This is a genomic window from Vibrio sp. FF145 (assembly GCF_041439075.1).
Classification (GTDB): Bacteria; Pseudomonadota; Gammaproteobacteria; order Enterobacterales; family Vibrionaceae; genus Vibrio; species Vibrio tasmaniensis_A.
In genome coordinates, this window is record NZ_JBGONH010000023.1 from 26,549 (window position 1) to 44,493 (window position 17,945).

Below are 17,945 nucleotides of genomic sequence, written 5' to 3' on the forward strand. Positions count from 1 at the left end.
ATACATAGGAATACGACTTTGACTACTGAACAGACAACGATGAACATTACTGAAATTCAGGAACTATTACCTCATCGCTACCCATTCTTAATGGTTGATCGTGTGACTAGCTTTGAAAAAGAAAAAACACTGACTGCGATTAAGAATGTTTCTGTTAACGAACCTCAGTTCACAGGCCACTTCCCACAACTTCCTGTATTCCCAGGTGTGTTGATCTTAGAAGCAATGGCGCAAGCAACAGGTCTTCTAGCATTTAAATCTTTTGGTGCTCCTTCTGGTAATGAGCTTTACTACTTTGCTAGCGTAGATAAAGCGAAGTTCCGCAAGCCAGTAGTGCCAGGTGACCAATTGGTTATCGAAGTTGAGTTCTTAAAAGAACGTCGTGGCATTGCATCGTTCAACGGTGTAGCGAAAGTTGACGGCGTAGTTGTATGTTCAGCTGAACTTAAATGTGCTCGTAGAGAGTTTTAATATGATTCATGAAACAGCGAAAATTCACCCGGCAGCAGTAATCGAAGGTGATGTAACTATCGGTGCTAACGTGACGGTTGGTCCTTTCACTTACATTGCTGGTAACGTGACAATTGGTGACGACACTGAAGTGATGTCGCATGTTGTGATCAAAGGTCACACGACAATTGGTAAGCAAAACCGAATCTTCCCACACGCTGTGATTGGAGAAGAAAACCAAGATAAGAAATACGGTGGTGAAGACACGACTGTTGTGATCGGTGACCGTAATGTGATTCGTGAAGCAGTTCAGATCCACCGTGGTACAACTCAAGACAAAGCTACCACTGTGATTGGTGACGACAACTTACTTTGTGTAAATGCTCACGTAGCGCATGATGTTATTGTTGGTAACCATACTCACATTGGTAACAATGCTATTCTTGGTGGCCACGTAACCGTTGGCGATTATGCGGGTGTTATGGCGCTTTCTGCTATTCACCCATTTTGTTCTATTGGTGCTTACGCTTACATTGGTGGCTGTTCTGCGGTTGTTCAAGATGTACTGCCGTACGTGCTTGCACAGGGTAATCATGCCGCTCCATTCGGCCTCAACCTAGTGGGCTTGAAGCGTAACGGATTTGAGAAACCAGAAATTCGAGCATTACAGAAAGCGTACAAAGAGTTATACCGTTCAGGCAAAACACTTGAAGAAGCGAAAGCCGCTTTAGTTGAAATGGCGAAAGAGTTTGCTTCGGTAACTCCTATGTTAGAAATGCTAGAGAGCTCTGAGCGCGGTATTATTCGTTAATACTTGATGTGGTTATGTACCAATCAACATGAGTATGACAATAGTTACCTCGTTAGATTGGTATAACAAAAAGATCGCTACTCGTTAGGCGATCTTTTTTGTTTTAGGCAAGAAGGGAATTAGAAAACTATGGCACAGCAAGAAGCAGCAACCAATAGCTTGGACTTTGTTTCGAATGAACCTCTGCGTGTAGGTATCGTTGTCGGAGAACTCTCTGGTGACACGCTTGGCGAAGGCTTTATTAAAGCGATCAAATCACAATATCCGAATGCTGAATTCGTGGGTATTGGCGGACCAAAAATGAAGGCGCTTGGTTGTGAGTCTCTTTTCGAAATGGAAGAGCTTGCCGTGATGGGGCTTGTAGAAGTGCTTGGTCGTTTACCTCGCTTGCTAAAAGTGAAAGCGGAGCTAGTTAAGTATTTTACTCAAAACCCGCCAGATGTCTTCGTCGGTATCGATGCGCCAGACTTTAATCTAAGACTTGAATTAGATCTTAAGAACGCGGGCATTAAGACTGTTCATTATGTCAGCCCTTCAGTCTGGGCATGGCGTCCAAAGCGTATCTTTAAAATCGACAAAGCAACCGATTTGGTACTGGCTTTCTTACCATTCGAAAAAGCGTTTTATGATAAATATAACGTTGCTTGTGAATTCGTTGGCCACACGTTGGCTGATACCATTCCACTGGAGCCGAATAAGAAAGAGGCTCGCGATCTTTTAGGTTTAGATCAAGATAAGCCGTGGTTAGCGGTATTGCCAGGTAGCCGTGGTGGTGAAATGAGTTTGATTGCTCAACCATTTATCGAAACTTGTCAGCGCATTAAGCAAAAGTACCCTGATATCAATTTTGTTGTTGCATTGGTTAATGAACAGCGCAAGAAACAGTTTACAGAGATCTGGCAATCGACGGCACCTGAACTTGAATTTACCTTAGTAGAAGATACGGCTACCAATGTGATTACTGCTGCTGATTCTGTTTTGTTAGCTTCTGGTACTGTTGCTCTTGAGTGTATGTTGCTGAAACGACCGATGGTCGTTGGCTACAAGGTCAACAAGCTCACTGGCTATATCGTTAAGAAATTGTCGATCACAGAATTTGTCTCGTTACCGAATATCCTAGCGGGTGAAGAAATCGTAAAAGAACACATTCTTGAAGAGTGTCACCCAGATTACCTTTTCCCATCGGTCGATAAGATGCTTTCAACCGACAACGCGCCACTTATTGAACGCTTTACTGAAATGCATCACTGGATTCGTAAAGATGCTGACAAACAGGCGGCTAACGCAGTTCTGAAATTGATCGGTCGAGAGTTTGTTGAATCATAAAGTGCTTCTTTCAAAAGCATTTGCTTAAAAGTTACAAAGAGAATTGTCATGGCAGTAAAAGAGAAAAAAGAATTTCCTCCTTTTGAGTATCCTCAAGGCTACCAGTTATTCGCTGGTGTTGATGAAGTGGGGCGTGGGCCGTTAGTTGGTGATGTAGTTACCGCCGCGGTTATCCTCGATCCGAATAACCCAATCGAAGGCTTGAACGATTCAAAAAAACTGTCTGAGAAAAAGCGCCTTGCTCTGCTTCCTGAAATTAAAGAGAAAGCCTTGGCATGGTCTGTGGGTCGTTGTTCCCCACAAGAAATTGATGAGTTGAATATCTTACAAGCGACTATGGTAGCTATGCAGCGTGCTATTGCCGGGCTGAGTGTTCAACCTGATATGGCGCTAATAGATGGAAACCGAGTCCCTGAGCTACCGATGGCCGGTCTGGCTATTGTGAAAGGGGATTTACGGGTGGCTGAAATCAGCGCAGCGTCTATCATCGCTAAAGTGGTTCGTGACCAAGAGATGGAAGAACTTGATAAGCTTCATCCAGAGTTTGGTTTTGCTAAACATAAAGGTTACCCGACAAAAGCGCATTTTGAAGCGATTGAAAAACATGGCGTAACCGAGCATTACCGTAAAAGCTTTAAGCCAGTAAAACGTATTCTTGGCATAGATTAGAGCGAATTGAATAAGCTCTATATAGATTAGAGCTTTACGTAAACTAGAGCTTAGCATCGAATAAAGTTGCTTAGTGGCGCTAGAAAAAAATAGAATACACACAGTTGTAATCCTAGGCTCAAACCTAGAACTCAGGAAAAATAATGTCAGATCCAAAATTTGTTCACCTACGCGTACACAGTGACTTTTCGATGGTGGATGGCCTATCCAAGGTGCCACCATTAGTTAAAAAAGTCGCTGAAATGGGTATGCCTGCTCTAGCATTGACCGACTTTACCAACCTGTGCGGTTTGGTGAAATTCTACGGTACTGCTCATGGGTGTGGGGTTAAACCAATTATTGGTTCTGACTTCTTGATGCAGTCTCCTGATTTTGGCGATGAATTGACAAAACTCACCGTTATTGCAACGAGTAATAAAGGCTACAACAACCTAACGTTATTAATATCAAAAGCTTACCTTCGTGGCCATGTGCAGCATCAGCCTGTTATTGATAAAGAGTGGCTGATTGAACATGCGGAAGGCCTGATTCTTTTATCGGGTGCAAAAGAAGGTGAGATTGGTAAAGCGTTGCTGAAAGGCAATAGAGAGTTGGTTGCAAGCAGCGTTGAGTTTTACAAAACACATTTCGCAGACCGTTTTTATCTGGAGCTCATTCGAACTGGACGTACGGACGAAGAGTCTTATCTGCACTTTGCGCTGGAATTAGCCGAGCAAGAAGACCTGCCTGTTGTCGCGACTAATGAAGTGGTCTTCATTTCCGAAGACTTGTTTGACGCTCATGAAATCCGTGTGGCGATTCACGACGGCTTTACCATGGTTGATCCACGTCGACCGAAAAACTACAGTCCACAACAGTACCTCCGTAGCGAAGAAGAGATGTGTGAGTTGTTCTCAGATATCCCTGAAGCATTAGAGAACAGCGTTGAGATCGCCAAGCGTTGTAACGTGACTGTGCGTTTAGGGGAGTACTTCTTACCTAACTTCCCAACGGAAGGCTTAGCGATTGAAGACTTCTTGATCAAAAAATCAGAAGAAGGTCTTGAGCGACGTTTAGCATTCTTGTTTCCTGATGAAAAAGTCAGAGCTGAACGCAGGCCTGAATACGATGAGCGACTTAAAATCGAGCTAGAAGTAGTTAATAACATGGGTTTCCCAGGTTACTTCTTGATCGTAATGGAGTTCATCCAGTGGTCAAAAGATAACGATGTACCAGTAGGCCCAGGTCGTGGTTCTGGTGCCGGTTCTTTGGTGGCTTACGCGCTTGATATCACCGATCTTGATCCACTTGAATATGACTTGCTGTTCGAACGTTTCTTGAACCCAGAACGTGTATCGATGCCCGATTTCGATATCGATTTCTGTATGGATAAACGTGACCAAGTTATTGACCACGTAGCTGAAATGTACGGCCGTGATGCCGTTTCTCAGATCATCACCTTCGGTACTATGGCGGCAAAAGCGGTAATCCGCGACGTTGGCCGTGTATTAGGCCACCCATTTGGCTTCGTTGACCGTATTTCTAAGCTAGTTCCGCCTGATCCGGGTATGACGCTAGAGAAAGCATTCCTCGCTGAGCCTGCATTGCCTGAACTCTACGACGGCGATGAAGAAGTTCGTGAGCTGATTGATAAATGTCGAATTCTAGAAGGTTGTACGCGAAACGCAGGTAAACACGCAGGTGGTGTTGTAATCTCACCGACCACGATTACTGATTTTGCACCTATCTATGCCGATGCGGAAGGTAACTTCCCAGTAACGCAATTCGATAAGAATGACGTAGAAACTGCTGGCTTGGTTAAGTTTGACTTCTTGGGGCTGCGTACACTGACGATCATTGACTGGGCACTAGGCCTAGTAAACCCTCGCTTAGCGAAAGAGGGGAAAGATCCGGTTCGTATCGAGTCGATTCCTTTGGATGATCAAGCGTCATTTAACCTATTACAGAATTCAGAAACGACGGCGGTATTCCAACTGGAATCTCGTGGTATGAAAGACCTGATCAAGCGTCTGCAACCCGACTGTTTTGAAGATATCATCGCATTGGTGGCCTTGTTCCGTCCGGGCCCTCTGCAATCAGGCATGGTAGATAACTTTATCGACCGTAAACACGGACGAGAGGCGGTATCTTACCCTGATGAAACGTGGCAACACGAATCGCTTAAAGAAACACTAGAACCGACTTACGGCATTATCTTGTATCAAGAACAGGTAATGCAAATCGCTCAGATCCTTGCGGGTTATACGCTTGGTGGAGCCGATATGCTACGTCGTGCGATGGGTAAGAAAAAGCCTGAAGAGATGGCAAAGCAGCGCGGTACCTTTAAAGAAGGTGCTGAAGCCAATGGTGTTGATGGCGAACTGTCCATGAAGATCTTTGACTTGGTAGAGAAGTTTGCGGGCTACGGCTTTAACAAATCTCACTCGGCTGCATACGCACTGGTTTCTTATCAAACACTGTGGTTGAAAACACACTACCCTGCGGAATTCATGGCGGCAGTAATGACCGCGGATATGGATAACACCGAGAAGGTTATTGGCCTTGTCGATGAGTGTTTCCGTATGAAGCTCAAGCTCCTTCCACCTGACATCAACTCGGGCCTCTACCGCTTTAATGTGGATGAAGATGGCGCAATTGTTTATGGCATCGGTGCAATTAAAGGGGTTGGTGAAGGCCCAATTGAAGCCATCATCGAAGCGCGTAACAAAGGTGGTTACTTTAAAGACTTATTCGACTTCTGTGCACGTCTTGATCTGAAGAAGGTCAACAAACGTGTTATCGAAAAGTTGATTCTATCCGGAGCCTTAGATAGATTAGGTCCTCACCGAGCGGCGATGATGGCATCTTTGAAAGATGCGGTTAAGGCAGCAAGCCAACATCACCATGCTGAGTCGTTCGGTCAATCTGATATGTTTGGTGTGTTGACCGACGCTCCGGAAGAGGTTGAACACAAGTATACTCAAGTGCCTAAATGGCCTGAAAAGGTTTGGCTAGAAGGTGAACGCGAAACGCTTGGTTTGTATTTAACGGGTCACCCGGTGAATGCTTACATTAAAGAACTTGCGAAATACACCAGCTGTCGCTTGAAAGATGCGACGCCGACTCGTCGTGACCAATCCTTGACGATTGCAGGTTTGGTCATTGCGGCTAGGGTCATGACCACGAAGCGCGGTACTCGAATCGGTTTGATGACTCTTGATGACCGATCGGGTCGGATGGAAGTGATGTTGTTCTCTGATGCGCTCGATCGCTACGCAGAATTGCTCGAAAAAGACAAAATTGTGGTTGTTTCTGGACAGGTCAGCTTTGATGATTTCAATGGTGGGCTTAAAATGTCCGCGCGCGAGGTCATGGACTTAGGAAGCGCCCGTGAGAAATATGCTCGTGGGGTGTCGATATCTATCGAGCAATCCCAAATTAACGGTCAATTTTTTGAACGCTTTGGTCAAATCTTAGAACCTTATAGAGCCGGAACGGTCCCAGTCAATGTATACTACCAACGTGCCGACGCTAGAGCGCGGTTAACATTGGGCACAGAATGGCGTGTGACGCCAAGTGATACATTACTAGACGAATTAAAACAGCTGCTTGGAAATAGCCAAGTAGAACTCGAATTTAACTAAAATTTAGCTCCGTAACTGCGGAGCTGAATCAACAAGGATTCATAGATGAGCCTGAACTTTCTAGAATTTGAAAAGCCTATCGCTGAACTTGAAGCAAAAATCGAAGCGCTACGTGACGTTTCGCGTCACGGTGGTGACACAGCGGTAGATCTAGACAAAGAAATTGAACAACTAGAGAAAAAAAGCTTAGAGCTTAAACAGAAAATCTTTAGTGACTTGGGTGCATGGCAGGTAGCTCAACTTGCTCGTCACCCTCAACGTCCTTACACCAAAGATTACCTGGAGCATGCCTTTACAGAGTTTGAAGAGATGGCGGGCGATCGCGCTTACGCTGACGACAAAGCAATTGTGGGTGGTATGGCTCGTCTAAATGGTCGTCCTGTTATGGTTATTGGTCACCAGAAAGGTCGTGAGACTAAAGAGAAAGTGATCCGTAACTTTGGTATGCCAAAGCCAGAAGGTTACCGTAAGGCACTTCGCCTAATGGAAACGGCTGAGCGTTTCAACATGCCAATCATTACTTTCATCGACACAGCGGGTGCATACCCAGGTGTTGGTGCAGAAGAGCGTGGTCAATCTGAAGCTATCGCTAAGAACCTAAAAGTGATGGCCGGCCTTTCAGTTCCGGTTATCTGTAACGTTGTAGGTGAAGGCGGTTCTGGTGGTGCACTAGCGATTGGTGTTGGTGATTACGTGAACATGCTTCAGTACTCTACGTACTCAGTAATCTCTCCAGAAGGTTGTGCTTCAATCTTATGGCGTGATTCAGATAAAGCGCCACAAGCTGCTGAAGCGATGGGCCTAGTAGCTCCTCGCCTTAAAGAGCTTGAACTTATCGATGAAATCATCCCTGAGCCTCTAGGTGGCGCGCACCGCGATCCAATACAGACAGCTCAGAACATGAAAGACATGTTAGTTAAGCAGTTAGAAGAGCTAGAGCAATTTGATAACGAAGCACTTCTAGAGCGTCGTTACCAGCGTCTAATGAGCTACGGTTACTGCTGATAAGCGACCTTAGCAAGGTATAAGACCTGCTTTCCGTAACAAGTTGATGAAAGGGTTGGACTCAGTGCCAACCCTTTTTTATTATTAAAACATTCTCCTTTCTCATTAGTACACACGGCTCACTAACCCCATGACTCACTTAATCGAAACTTTTACCTCTGCATTTCAACAAAGCGATCTCAAACCTCGTCGGTTAGTCGTTGCTTTCAGTGGTGGTGTCGATTCGCGAGTGTTATTGGAATTGGCTGCGCAATACGCTAAGTCCCATCACATTGAGTGCTGTGCGGTGCACGTTCATCACGGTCTCAGTAAGAATGCTGATCTTTGGGCTGAGCAATGCCAAACATGGTGTGATGCTTTGTCGGTTTCGTTAGCAGTAGAAAGGGTCTCGTTGGATATCAACTGTGGTGGGAGCGTTGAAAAGCTTGCTCGAGATGCTCGATACCAAGCTTTTCAGCAGCACATCAGACAGGGCGATGTGCTTGTTACGGGTCAACACATTGACGATCAACTTGAAACCTTCTTGTTGGCGTTAAAACGTGGCAGTGGTCCGAAAGGACTCTCTTCAATGGCGAAAGTGATGTCGTTTGGCGAAGCGTTTATTGTGAGGCCTTTGCTGTCTGTGACTCGATCAGACATCGAAGCATCGGCTCACGACATGGGGTTAACTTGGGTCGAAGATGAGAGTAATCAGGATCTGCGTTTTGACCGTAACTTTATTCGCCATCAAGTAACGCCAACGCTGACTGAGCGTTGGCCTAGTTTTCGCGAGTCGGTAAGCCGCAGTGCTCAGCTTTGCGCAGAGCAAGAGTTACTGCTCGATGAGTTGCTTGAATCACACTTCCAGCAAGCTTTGGGAGATAGCCAGAGTTTAAGCATTGAGGCGTTATTCCAACATTCAGACTTGTTACGAGCACGACTGATAAGAATGTGGCTTAGCCACTGTAAGCAACCGATGCCAAGCCAAAAGCAGCTAAAACTTATTTGGGATGAAGTGGCTTGTGCTCAGGCAGATGCCAATCCTAAGCTGGTGTTGAATGATGTTGAGATTAGGCGCTTTAACAATCAGCTCTATTTGGTACAAGACACCAAAGATTTGTCGAACTGGGAAAGTGAAATCTTGATTGATGAGAATTTATTATTGCCTGATGGTTTAGGTGAGATCCATTTGAAAGCGGTGTCGAGTGGTAGTGCATCTCATAACCGAGACGTACAACGTTTTTCCCTTACTAAAGCCAACGGAGCCTTGCGAGTGATCTTTAACCCTGAAGGAGTGTCGGCTCACCCAGTTGGACGCGGCCACAGTAGAAAACTCAAGAAGCTTTTTCAGGAATACCAAGTACCCAGCTGGTTAAGACGTCGAACGCCGATATTAATGGATGGCGATCGAGTGATCGCTGTTTTAGGCTTATTCGTAGATAAAAACTACGAAGGTCAAGATTGTGAAGCGCTTTGGAGCAAGTAGAAAAAGTTTGTGTCACAATTCACCGTCACTTTAATAAAAATAATTAATGGAATATGCAATGAAGAAAATTACACTAGGATTAGTTCTTGGATTTGGACTATTGAGTGGTAACGCTCTGGCGGGTGATGTTGCTGCGGGTCAAGCTAAATCGGCAATCTGTGCGGCTTGTCATGGCGCAGACGGTATCGCAATGATCCCAGGATATCCAAACCTTAAAGGCCAAAACGAGCAATACATCGCTTCATCAATTAAGGCATATAAGAACGGCCAGCGCACCGGCGGTTTGGCGGCTGTCATGCAGGCTCAGGCCTCAATGCTGAGTGATGAAGATATTGCTAATCTAGCTGCTTACTACTCAAGCCTTAAGTAAAACCTTCTTAAAGCGCTGATTAAACAAGATGATAAATTTCGAGCCAGAGCTTTAATGCTCTGGCTTTTTTCATTGAATGTTTACTATAGCTAACCGATAATGAGCTATTCGCACAGTTTAAGGGATGAACATGAAAAAGATTGAAGCCATTATCAAGCCATTCAAACTTGATGATGTACGTGAAGCACTTGCAGAAGTGGGTATTACGGGTATGACAGTATCTGAAGTTAAAGGCTTTGGACGTCAAAAAGGTCATACTGAGCTATACCGTGGCGCAGAGTACATGGTCGATTTTTTACCTAAAGTGAAATTGGAAATTGTTGTGACCGACGAAGTGGCTGACCAATGTGTTGATACCATTATCGAAACGGCTCAAACAGGTAAAATTGGTGACGGTAAGATCTTCATTACTGAAGTTGAACGTGTGGTACGTATTCGTACTGGCGAAGAAGACGAAGACGCCGTATAAAAAACTATTACCTTAAAAGGAGCGTTTATCGCTCCTTTTTCATTTCTGGTAGGGTGCTGTATGTTTAAGAAAACCATCATTGTTATCACGTTATTGATAACGCTTGCTGTTGTTAGCTTTCATATTATCTTCGTGATCCCGAATAAACCCAATTTGATCACTTCTTCTCAAAATACTAGCAACGATATCTATAGCTGCTACCAAAATTCAGCCCCGAAAGCGATTGATGTGTCTGATGGCCTAGACATTACCGTGTGGAATATCTATAAGCAAAACCGAAATAATTGGCAAAGTGAGTTAAATAAGCTGTCAGCCGGTAGCGATTTAGTTTTGCTGCAAGAAGCGAGTATGACAGAAGGGCTTCGCCAATGGGTAACGAGTGGTCAATGGGGAAGCACTCGAGTGAATGCATTTGAAGCCTTTGAGAAAAGTGCTGGTGTACTTAACTTAGCGACGCATCTACCGATTGAAGCTTGTGCTTATACTCATGAAGAACCTTGGCTTCAATTACCCAAATCGGCACTCTGGTCTCGCTATCTGCTAAGTAATGGCGAAGAACTGGCTGTGATTAATATCCATGCGGTGAACTTTACCTTTGGTACGGAAGATTATGAGGCTCAGCTCAAGAGCTTAACCGACAATCTCCAAAAGTATCGTGGGCCTGTTATTTTTGCTGGGGATTTTAACAGTTGGAGTGAAGCTCGCTTTGCTGTATTGAAAGATGCGTTGGAACAGGTAGGTTTGACGGAAGTTGCTTTTGAACCAGATAACCGTACACAGTTTATGACAGGGTTGGTGCTCGATCATGTGTTCTATCGAGGGTTAGAAGTAGACAAAGCAAAGGCGCCCATTACGGACGCCTCTGATCATAACCCTATGCGAGTGACCTTTAAGGTTAAATAGTAATAAGCTATTAGCTTATTAGTCATTGGATCTTAGCTATTCACCATTCACACCGTGGTTACTTTGGGTAATAAGCAGGGGAATAAATAGGCTAGTGAATTTTCGCTAGCCTTGTTTTTATCTATTCAGCTTAAAAGATTAAAATGTAGAGAGCCCAGATTAGGTAATAGCCAACCCATGGCAAACCAGAGATGACCAGAGCCTGACCACGCTCAAACTCCGTCCAAGTTAATACTGCTGCATAACCCAATACAATGTACCAAGGCAACAAGAGTGGTAATGAGCTGGCAAATTGCGACCAATCATTGGTTAGTGGCAACTTGATTAAGCCGTTTAAGCTGTTCAAGTCGGCCGCGTAGCTCATCACATGCCCGTGCTTGAGTATCAGGCTTGCGTAGCTTGCTACATCGCCTAGAACGGCAGGGAATATCACTACCGATGCGGCTGCAAACCATCGCCAAAAGCTATGTTGGTGTTGGCTTGGCTTTGTTGCTAGGTTAAACCAAAATGCCAACAGAATGATGGTTAACGTACGGCCGAATACATCACTGATGATTTCACTCGCGAGTAGAGTATTACTGTCAAGTAACGCCAATTGGTCAGGGTTTGTTTGAGCCAGTTGCTGTGACAACTCAGCGCTTAACCATGCAAAATCTACATTCGAAAAATAGGCTCCCCAAAATAAGAATGGGCTGAGCACTAATACGACGTAGGGTTGCCATCCCCAAGCACTTCTTTGATAAAGCGCTAAGAAACAAGCTGTTGGTGAACGGAATATATCCAACAGCATGACGAGTGGGTTACTTGACGGGTTCATACACTTACCTTAGTTACATCAACATACAGCTTCAGTTTTTGTCCTGGCTGTAGGTATTTCTTGTTCTGCAAAGCGTTCCATTTTACAACATCTGCGCTTTTTACTTTGAACTTTGATGCAATACCGCTGACTGTGTCACCTGATCTTACGTTATAAAAGACAGTACGGATGATGGCACCGTCTGAACTATTCTTCCAAATGACCAGTTCTTGACCAATTCTAAGTGTGTCACGTGGTCCCATGCCATTCCACTTAGCCAGTGATTGGTGAGAGACCTTATTTGCGCGCGCAATCGTCCATAGGCTATCACCACTTTTTACGGTATGGCTAAGCTTATATTGACCACGACTCTTTGACTGTGTGCTTGCTAGGCGATTTGAAGCGCTTAGTGCGTATGTCTTATCGTCTTTGGTTGATGTTGGAATAAATAGGTGCTGACCAACACGAATATTATTGTTGCTCAAACCGTTTGCAGAGCGGATCACTTTGCTGGTGGTGTTGTATTTACTCGCCAGTACGCTGATGCTATCGCCAGATTGCACTTTATAGCGCACCAACTTCATGCCTTTGCCTTTATTGGCTGCCACTTCTTTGTTGAACTTCTCAACAGAGCTTAGAGGAAGCAATAATTGTTGGTGTTTCTCTGGTGCCGTTGCCCACTGGTTATAAGCCGGGTTGTAGCCTTGCAGCTCTTTGACAGGAATGTCGGCGTAGCTTGCGGCAATGGCTAAATCAAGTTGTTCGTCTGGGTTAACCAGAGTCAGTACTGCCTTGTTCGGGATCGCAGGGATATCGATGCCATACTTTTCTTGGTTGGCAATCACGTCGGCCAGTGCAAGTAGCTTAGGTACATAGCTGCTGGTCTCTTTTGGTAAGTCTAGAGAGAAGAAGTCGATTGGCTTACCCAGCTTCTTGTTCTTACGGATTGCGCTGTTCACGCGACCACCGCCACTGTTGTAGGCAGCGATTGCGTGTTGCCAGTTCCCATCAAAACGTTTGTTCAGGTCGGTTAAGAAATCCAATGCAGCGTCGGTTGAAGCGGCTACGTCACGGCGGCCATCGTACCAGAAGTTTTGTTCTAGTCCGTAAGCTTTGCCAGTACCCGAAATGAACTGCCATAGTCCAGCAGCGCTACCGTGAGAATAAGCAAATGCATCAAACGAGCTTTCAACGACGGGCAACAGGGCCAGCTCTAAAGGCAAGTCTCTTTCTTCAATCTTAGTTGTGATTAAGTAAAGGAAAGGTTCAGCGCGTTTTGATACAGTTTTTAGATGACCAGGGTGCTTGAGGTACCAAGTGCGGTAGTAGTCGACTTTCTTTTGGTCCGGCACTTCCATTTCAAGTTGCATCGCAATACGTTTCCAAACATCTTGCTGTGTTTGTGGAGTAACGACGGGTGTTTCAACTTTTGGTTGTTCTTGGATCGCTCCCGATGAAACGTTCGCTTGAGAAACTTCTTTAGTAGGGGAGGTGTTGGTTTGCTCGGAAGCTTGGTCTGGATTCTCTGACTGAGTTAATTGGCAACCAGAAAGTAGTAGTACCAAAGCCCAGCTGTACTTAACTCGCATGTTACAGCCTTTTTAATAAACGGCCGATGATAATACTTGCCACTCCCTATGAGTGACAAGCCTGTATTTGTTAAAATTCGTTCTTCCACGCACGTAAAGCGGTAAAAACCGATAGAGGATCGGTCTGCTCGGTACGATTAGATACTGATTTCACTACACTTGGTTCTGTATAGCGTAAGAAGGGGTTAACAAACTTTTCTTGTCTTAAATTTGTGGGGATGGTCGACTTATTTTGAGCTCGAAGCCGATTCACTTGGTCGCGGTATTGTTGCAAATGTTGGTTGTCAGGCTCAACAGCCAGTGCAAAAGCGATATTGGCTGCCGTGTATTCATGAGCACAGTAAACCTCGGTTTCTTGTGGGAGTGCTGTGATCTTGTTCAATGCATCAAACATCTGCTGTGGTGTGCCTTCCATGATTCGCCCACAACCGGCTGAAAACAGTACATCGCCACAAAACAGTTTGGCATCACCCACATAACCAATGTGCCCAGCGGTGTGCCCACTGAGCCCTAGCACGAGGAATACTTCGCCAAACAGCTCTAATTGGTCACCGTCATCAACGGGATGCGTTAAGGTCGGGATAGGTTCATTTTTGGGGCCAACGACATCCACGCTAGGGAATTGTCTTACCAACTCTGGCACGCCACCAATGTGATCGTGGTGGTGGTGCGTAATCAAGATTGCATCTAAAGTTAGCTCATGGTGTGCTAAGTACTCTAATACTGGAGCTGCATCACCAGGGTCGACGACAGCACAACGGCGATCGCTATTTTGAATCAGCCAGATGTAATTGTCGTTAAATGCAGGTATGCTTTTGATATGTAACATTATTGGTTCTCCAGTCACTTTTAGTGAGACAGAATAAGTGAGACAGATTATTGATGAAGCCAGCACGTAGCAGAAAGAAGTTTGAGCGTCCTTATACTTGGGCACAATTGCACAATGGGGACTGGTTGAGAGAATCTATTCAAACTCGACTCGATGAGTGGTGCCCAAAACTATTTGGTTACCATATGCTCAAACTCGGTGGCCTCAGCAGTGAGATTTCTAGCTGCACATGCAACATTCAACATCAAGTAAACCTAGATATCCAGAACCCATTACATAATGTGATAGCAGATGGTTATAATTTACCCTTTTTAGAGAAAAGCTTTGATGTTGTGGTGCTGAGTCATCAGTTAGATTATAGCAACGACCCACACCGGCTATTGAGAGAAGTAGACCGAGTAATGATGGACGATGGCTATATTATCATCACCGGCTTTAACCCTTTTAGTGTGACTGGGCTTGCCAGTTTGATGCCTTGGCGAAAGAACAGCTTGCCATGGAGTGGACGTATGTATACGCCAAACCGAATTAAAGATTGGCTAGGCGTACTTAATTATGAAGTGATTCATTGTGACACCTACGCGCTGTTCCCGATGAGTAAATACCAAGCGATGTGGACGTGGTTGGAGAACAGCTTAGGCAGTTGCGCATCGTTCGCTGGTAGCCAATACTTTATTGTTGCCCGTAAACGTACTTATCCACTTAAGCCTATCAAGCCACATTGGCACCTTAAGCGACGCTTCTCTCCTGTAGGAGCCAGTTTTAGAACCAATACGCGTCGCACCTTGGACTCCGCTAAAACTTCGTATCCGTTAAAAACTGAAAAAGCCGACTCATAGTCGGCTTTTCATCTATCTATCAGTTTCAGAAACTATAAATCTGTTTCTGAAATCTACATCTCATTTACAAAGGTGATCAGCTTGGTTGATAGCCCGTATCTTCTTGGGTCGGGTTTTCTGCTGCACTTCGTGCTAAATCATCACACATTTCATTTTCTCGGTGCCCCGCGTGCCCCTTAACCCAGCGCCAATCAACGCTATGGCGCGCCGTCTCTTTATCTAGCCTTTGCCACAGGTCTGCGTTTTTAACAGGCTTTTTATCGGCTGTTTTCCAATCGCGCTTTTTCCAGTTGTGAATCCACTGGGTGATACCTTGACGCACGTATTGGCTATCTGTGGTCAGAATGACAGAGCAAGGCTCTTTGAGGGCTTGGAGAGCCACAACAGCGGCGAGCATTTCCATGCGGTTATTGGTGGTTAAGGTGAAACCTTCGGCTAACGTCTTCTCTACTTTTTTGTAGCGAAGTACGATGCCGTAGCCGCCAGGACCTGGGTTGCCTAAACAAGAACCATCAGTGAAAATTTCAACTTGTTTCGTCATGATTTGATACTATTACCTCAAGCACATTATCGGCATAGTCTGACACAGTTATCCTTATGAATACCAGTAGCACTCCAGAACAAAGCACGAACGAAAAAAACAGTTCGAATGAAAACAAACGCATCGTTGTACTCGATACCGAAACCACCGGTATGAATACCGAGGGTGGCCCCCACTATATGGGACATCGCATCGTTGAAATTGGTGCAGTAGAGATCATCAACCGTAGGCTGACTGGGCGTCACTTTCACGTCTATATCAAGCCCGATCGTGCGATTCAAGAAGAGGCAATTGGCGTTCACGGTATTACCGATGAATTCTTGATTGATAAACCAGAATACCAAGACATACATAAAGAGTTTCTCGACTTTATTAAAGGTGCGGAGCTGGTGGCTCATAACGCGCCCTTCGATACGGGCTTTATGGATTATGAGTTTGAGAAACTTAACCCTGCGATAGGTAAAACGGATGACTACTGTAAAGTTACCGATACCTTGGCGATGGCGAAGAAGATATTCCCAGGGAAAAGAAACAATCTAGATATCTTATGTGACCGTTATGGTATTGATAACTCACACCGTACTCTTCACGGCGCATTGCTCGATGCGGAGATTCTAGCTGACGTCTACTTATTGATGACAGGTGGGCAAACTTCGCTGCAATTTAGCGCTGGCCAACAAGAAGGCGAAGGCGAAAGCATACGAAGAGCAGAAAGTGGTCGAAAATCCCTAAAGGTTTTGCGAGCTACGGCCGATGAAGTAGAAGCGCATCAAAGTCGTTTAGACCTCGTCGAGAAAAGCGGAAGCTGCCTCTGGCGTCAGTAGGGAGAAAGTATGTTAAGGGTATTGGCTACCGGTTGTTTATTGCTCTTGAGCTTTGGCTTACACGCAGCAACAGAATCTGTAATGAGTTTATTGGATAATCGCTTTCGAGTTGATCCCAGTATCGAGCAAGTTACTTTTGTGATCTATCGAGCCGATAATTCTAAACCCGTCGTCTTGGTTCGTCCTGATGGCAAGAAGTATCATGCTTTGCGTCACGGTGATAATGTCCGTTGGTACCAAGAATCGTCAATGGATATTATCTCTATCGACAATCCGATGCCGGGTCCTTGGCAAGCTGTAGGTAAAGTCTCACCTAAAAATAATATCAAACTTTTATCTCATCTGGTTTTAGACGCCAATGAATTTCCAGACAAGTTGTACCAAACCGAACACATTAAGTTTACCGCTCGTTTGACATCCGATGGCAAGCCGCTTGTACTGCGTGATTTTCTTGACCGTGTGAAGCTTAAAGTAACATTCACTAAGTTCGTCGAAAACGAAGAGTCCTTAGTGAGAGAAGCGCGGCCAATTCCGGTTGTCATGGGGGAATTTGCCGATGATGGCGTTGATCTTGACGAAAAAGCTGGAGATGGTGTGTTCACCGTGTCGTTACCAATGGACATTGAGCCTGGTAAATATCGAGCTCGAATTACTTCTGGTAATGGTGTGTTCCTGCGAGCACAAGAGCAAGAAGTATTGGTCTACCCAACGCCAATCACAACCACCTTCATTCAGTCTCGCAAAGAAGGTTTATCTCATACTGTAGTGGCTTCTGGCGAGCCAGGTATGATTGCACCAAGTTCTTTAGCAGCTCATATTGAGTATAAAGCTCCTGATGGGTATGTGATGTATAAGCAAGGGCAAGCAGAAGCTGATGCGATGAAAGTATCTTTATCGTTGCCTTATAATGATGATTTGGGAATTTACACTTGGTCGGGGATGGTTTATGCCACCGATGCGTCAAGCCAGCGTCCACTGATCTTCCCGATTACCGAGCAGTCGTACAGCGTTGTTCAAGAGATAGATCTAGCAGAATCTCGACGTCTTCAAGAAGAAGCACTTGCTGAGCAGAAGCGTATTGCTGAAAAATTAATGATTCTTCAAAAAAGAGAAGATGACAGGCAGCGCAGCATAATGATTATAGCGGTAGGTAATGTGGCTGCGATTTTATTGGGCTTACTGATTTGGTTTGTAATACGTAAAATCACAGCGAAGAAGAGAGCGCTACCTGAGATGCAGCTCAAGGCGCCTAAGTAACTCGTCTGCATCCCTAGAGTTGTCTTGAGATTGTTGTCTTGAGTGAGTAGACGTCGGGGCAACAAACCTCGAGAGACTAAACTTAGATAGAACAAGCCTCGATAGAGCAAGCCTTAAAATTTGTGACAATGAAGTGATGAATAAAAAAACGGGACTCATAGGAGTCCCGTTTTTGTTTG

The 17,945-nt window shown here is 45.0% G+C and carries 17 protein-coding genes; 13 read left to right on the forward strand and 4 right to left on the reverse strand.

Annotation, left to right across the window (positions count from 1 at the left end; all coding sequences use genetic code 11):
- Window positions 1-18: 18 nt before the first annotated feature.
- The 10 genes from fabZ to ACED42_RS10595 all read left to right on the forward strand — a co-directional run bounded on the left by fabZ (window position 19) and on the right by ACED42_RS10595 (window position 11,091).
- Window positions 19-471, forward strand: coding sequence for a 3-hydroxyacyl-ACP dehydratase FabZ (fabZ, locus tag ACED42_RS10550; RefSeq protein ID WP_009847408.1), 453 nt, complete (start codon window positions 19-21; stop codon window positions 469-471).
- A gap of 1 nt (window position 472) precedes the next feature.
- Complete coding sequence (gene lpxA / locus ACED42_RS10555) at window positions 473-1,261, forward strand: acyl-ACP--UDP-N-acetylglucosamine O-acyltransferase (protein ID WP_009847407.1); 789 nt, start codon at window positions 473-475, stop codon at window positions 1,259-1,261.
- Window positions 1,262-1,390: 129 nt separating this feature from the next.
- The gene (gene lpxB, locus ACED42_RS10560; protein WP_269335651.1) at window positions 1,391-2,587 is read left to right on the forward strand and encodes a lipid-A-disaccharide synthase; all 1,197 of its coding nucleotides are present in this window, start codon (window positions 1,391-1,393) and stop codon (window positions 2,585-2,587) included.
- A 48-nt stretch (window positions 2,588-2,635) separates the two neighbouring features.
- Window positions 2,636-3,256: a ribonuclease HII gene (rnhB, locus tag ACED42_RS10565; protein ID WP_012604594.1), complete on the forward strand. Its 621-nt coding sequence runs from the start codon at window positions 2,636-2,638 to the stop codon at window positions 3,254-3,256.
- A 143-nt stretch (window positions 3,257-3,399) separates the two neighbouring features.
- Window positions 3,400-6,879 (forward strand): DNA polymerase III subunit alpha, encoded by a 3,480-nt coding sequence (gene dnaE / locus ACED42_RS10570; RefSeq protein ID WP_017096818.1) that lies wholly within the window; start codon window positions 3,400-3,402, stop codon window positions 6,877-6,879.
- 45 nt (window positions 6,880-6,924) lie between these two features.
- Complete coding sequence (gene accA, locus ACED42_RS10575) at window positions 6,925-7,884, forward strand: acetyl-CoA carboxylase carboxyl transferase subunit alpha (protein WP_009847403.1); 960 nt, start codon at window positions 6,925-6,927, stop codon at window positions 7,882-7,884.
- A 130-nt stretch (window positions 7,885-8,014) separates the two neighbouring features.
- Window positions 8,015-9,349, forward strand: a complete 1,335-nt coding sequence (gene tilS / locus ACED42_RS10580) for a tRNA lysidine(34) synthetase TilS (protein ID WP_371702496.1) — start codon at window positions 8,015-8,017, stop codon at window positions 9,347-9,349.
- A gap of 58 nt (window positions 9,350-9,407) precedes the next feature.
- Window positions 9,408-9,719 carry a cytochrome c gene (locus ACED42_RS10585; RefSeq protein ID WP_371702498.1) on the forward strand — a complete coding sequence of 104 codons (312 nt, stop codon included), beginning with the start codon at window positions 9,408-9,410 and terminating at the stop codon, window positions 9,717-9,719.
- Between the two features lie 130 nt (window positions 9,720-9,849).
- On the forward strand, window positions 9,850-10,188 hold the full coding sequence (glnB, locus tag ACED42_RS10590; protein WP_017063373.1) for a nitrogen regulatory protein P-II: 339 nt from the start codon (window positions 9,850-9,852) through the stop codon (window positions 10,186-10,188).
- Window positions 10,189-10,248: 60 nt separating this feature from the next.
- Window positions 10,249-11,091, forward strand: coding sequence for an endonuclease/exonuclease/phosphatase family protein (locus ACED42_RS10595; protein ID WP_122046032.1), 843 nt, complete (start codon window positions 10,249-10,251; stop codon window positions 11,089-11,091).
- A 130-nt stretch (window positions 11,092-11,221) separates the two neighbouring features.
- Here the strand turns inward: ACED42_RS10595 and ACED42_RS10600 are convergent, their stop codons facing one another.
- From ACED42_RS10600 to gloB, 3 genes are all read right to left on the reverse strand, one after another.
- Window positions 11,222-11,908, reverse strand: coding sequence for a YIP1 family protein (locus ACED42_RS10600; protein WP_371702499.1), 687 nt, complete (start codon window positions 11,906-11,908; stop codon window positions 11,222-11,224).
- Window positions 11,905-13,476, reverse strand: a complete 1,572-nt coding sequence (locus ACED42_RS10605) for a LysM peptidoglycan-binding domain-containing protein (RefSeq protein WP_017100795.1) — start codon at window positions 13,474-13,476, stop codon at window positions 11,905-11,907. Before ACED42_RS10605 ends, ACED42_RS10600 begins: the two co-directional genes overlap by 4 nt.
- A gap of 70 nt (window positions 13,477-13,546) precedes the next feature.
- A complete protein-coding gene (gene gloB, locus ACED42_RS10610) occupies window positions 13,547-14,305 on the reverse strand; it encodes a hydroxyacylglutathione hydrolase (protein WP_371702501.1) in 759 nt (252 codons plus the stop codon).
- Window positions 14,306-14,358: 53 nt separating this feature from the next.
- Here gloB and ACED42_RS10615 point away from each other — a divergent pair, with 53 nt between their 5' ends.
- Complete coding sequence (locus tag ACED42_RS10615; RefSeq protein ID WP_122046034.1) at window positions 14,359-15,144, forward strand: class I SAM-dependent methyltransferase; 786 nt, start codon at window positions 14,359-14,361, stop codon at window positions 15,142-15,144.
- A 76-nt stretch (window positions 15,145-15,220) separates the two neighbouring features.
- Here the strand turns inward: ACED42_RS10615 and rnhA are convergent, their stop codons facing one another.
- On the reverse strand, window positions 15,221-15,685 hold the full coding sequence (gene rnhA, locus ACED42_RS10620; RefSeq protein WP_009847394.1) for a ribonuclease HI: 465 nt from the start codon (window positions 15,683-15,685) through the stop codon (window positions 15,221-15,223).
- Between the two features lie 56 nt (window positions 15,686-15,741).
- Between rnhA and dnaQ the strand changes: the two genes are divergently transcribed.
- Window positions 15,742-16,509 (forward strand): DNA polymerase III subunit epsilon, encoded by a 768-nt coding sequence (dnaQ, locus tag ACED42_RS10625; RefSeq protein ID WP_017100798.1) that lies wholly within the window; start codon window positions 15,742-15,744, stop codon window positions 16,507-16,509.
- A gap of 9 nt (window positions 16,510-16,518) precedes the next feature.
- The gene (locus tag ACED42_RS10630) at window positions 16,519-17,766 is read left to right on the forward strand and encodes a TIGR03503 family protein (RefSeq protein ID WP_371702503.1); all 1,248 of its coding nucleotides are present in this window, start codon (window positions 16,519-16,521) and stop codon (window positions 17,764-17,766) included.
- Window positions 17,767-17,945: the final 179 nt, after the last annotated feature.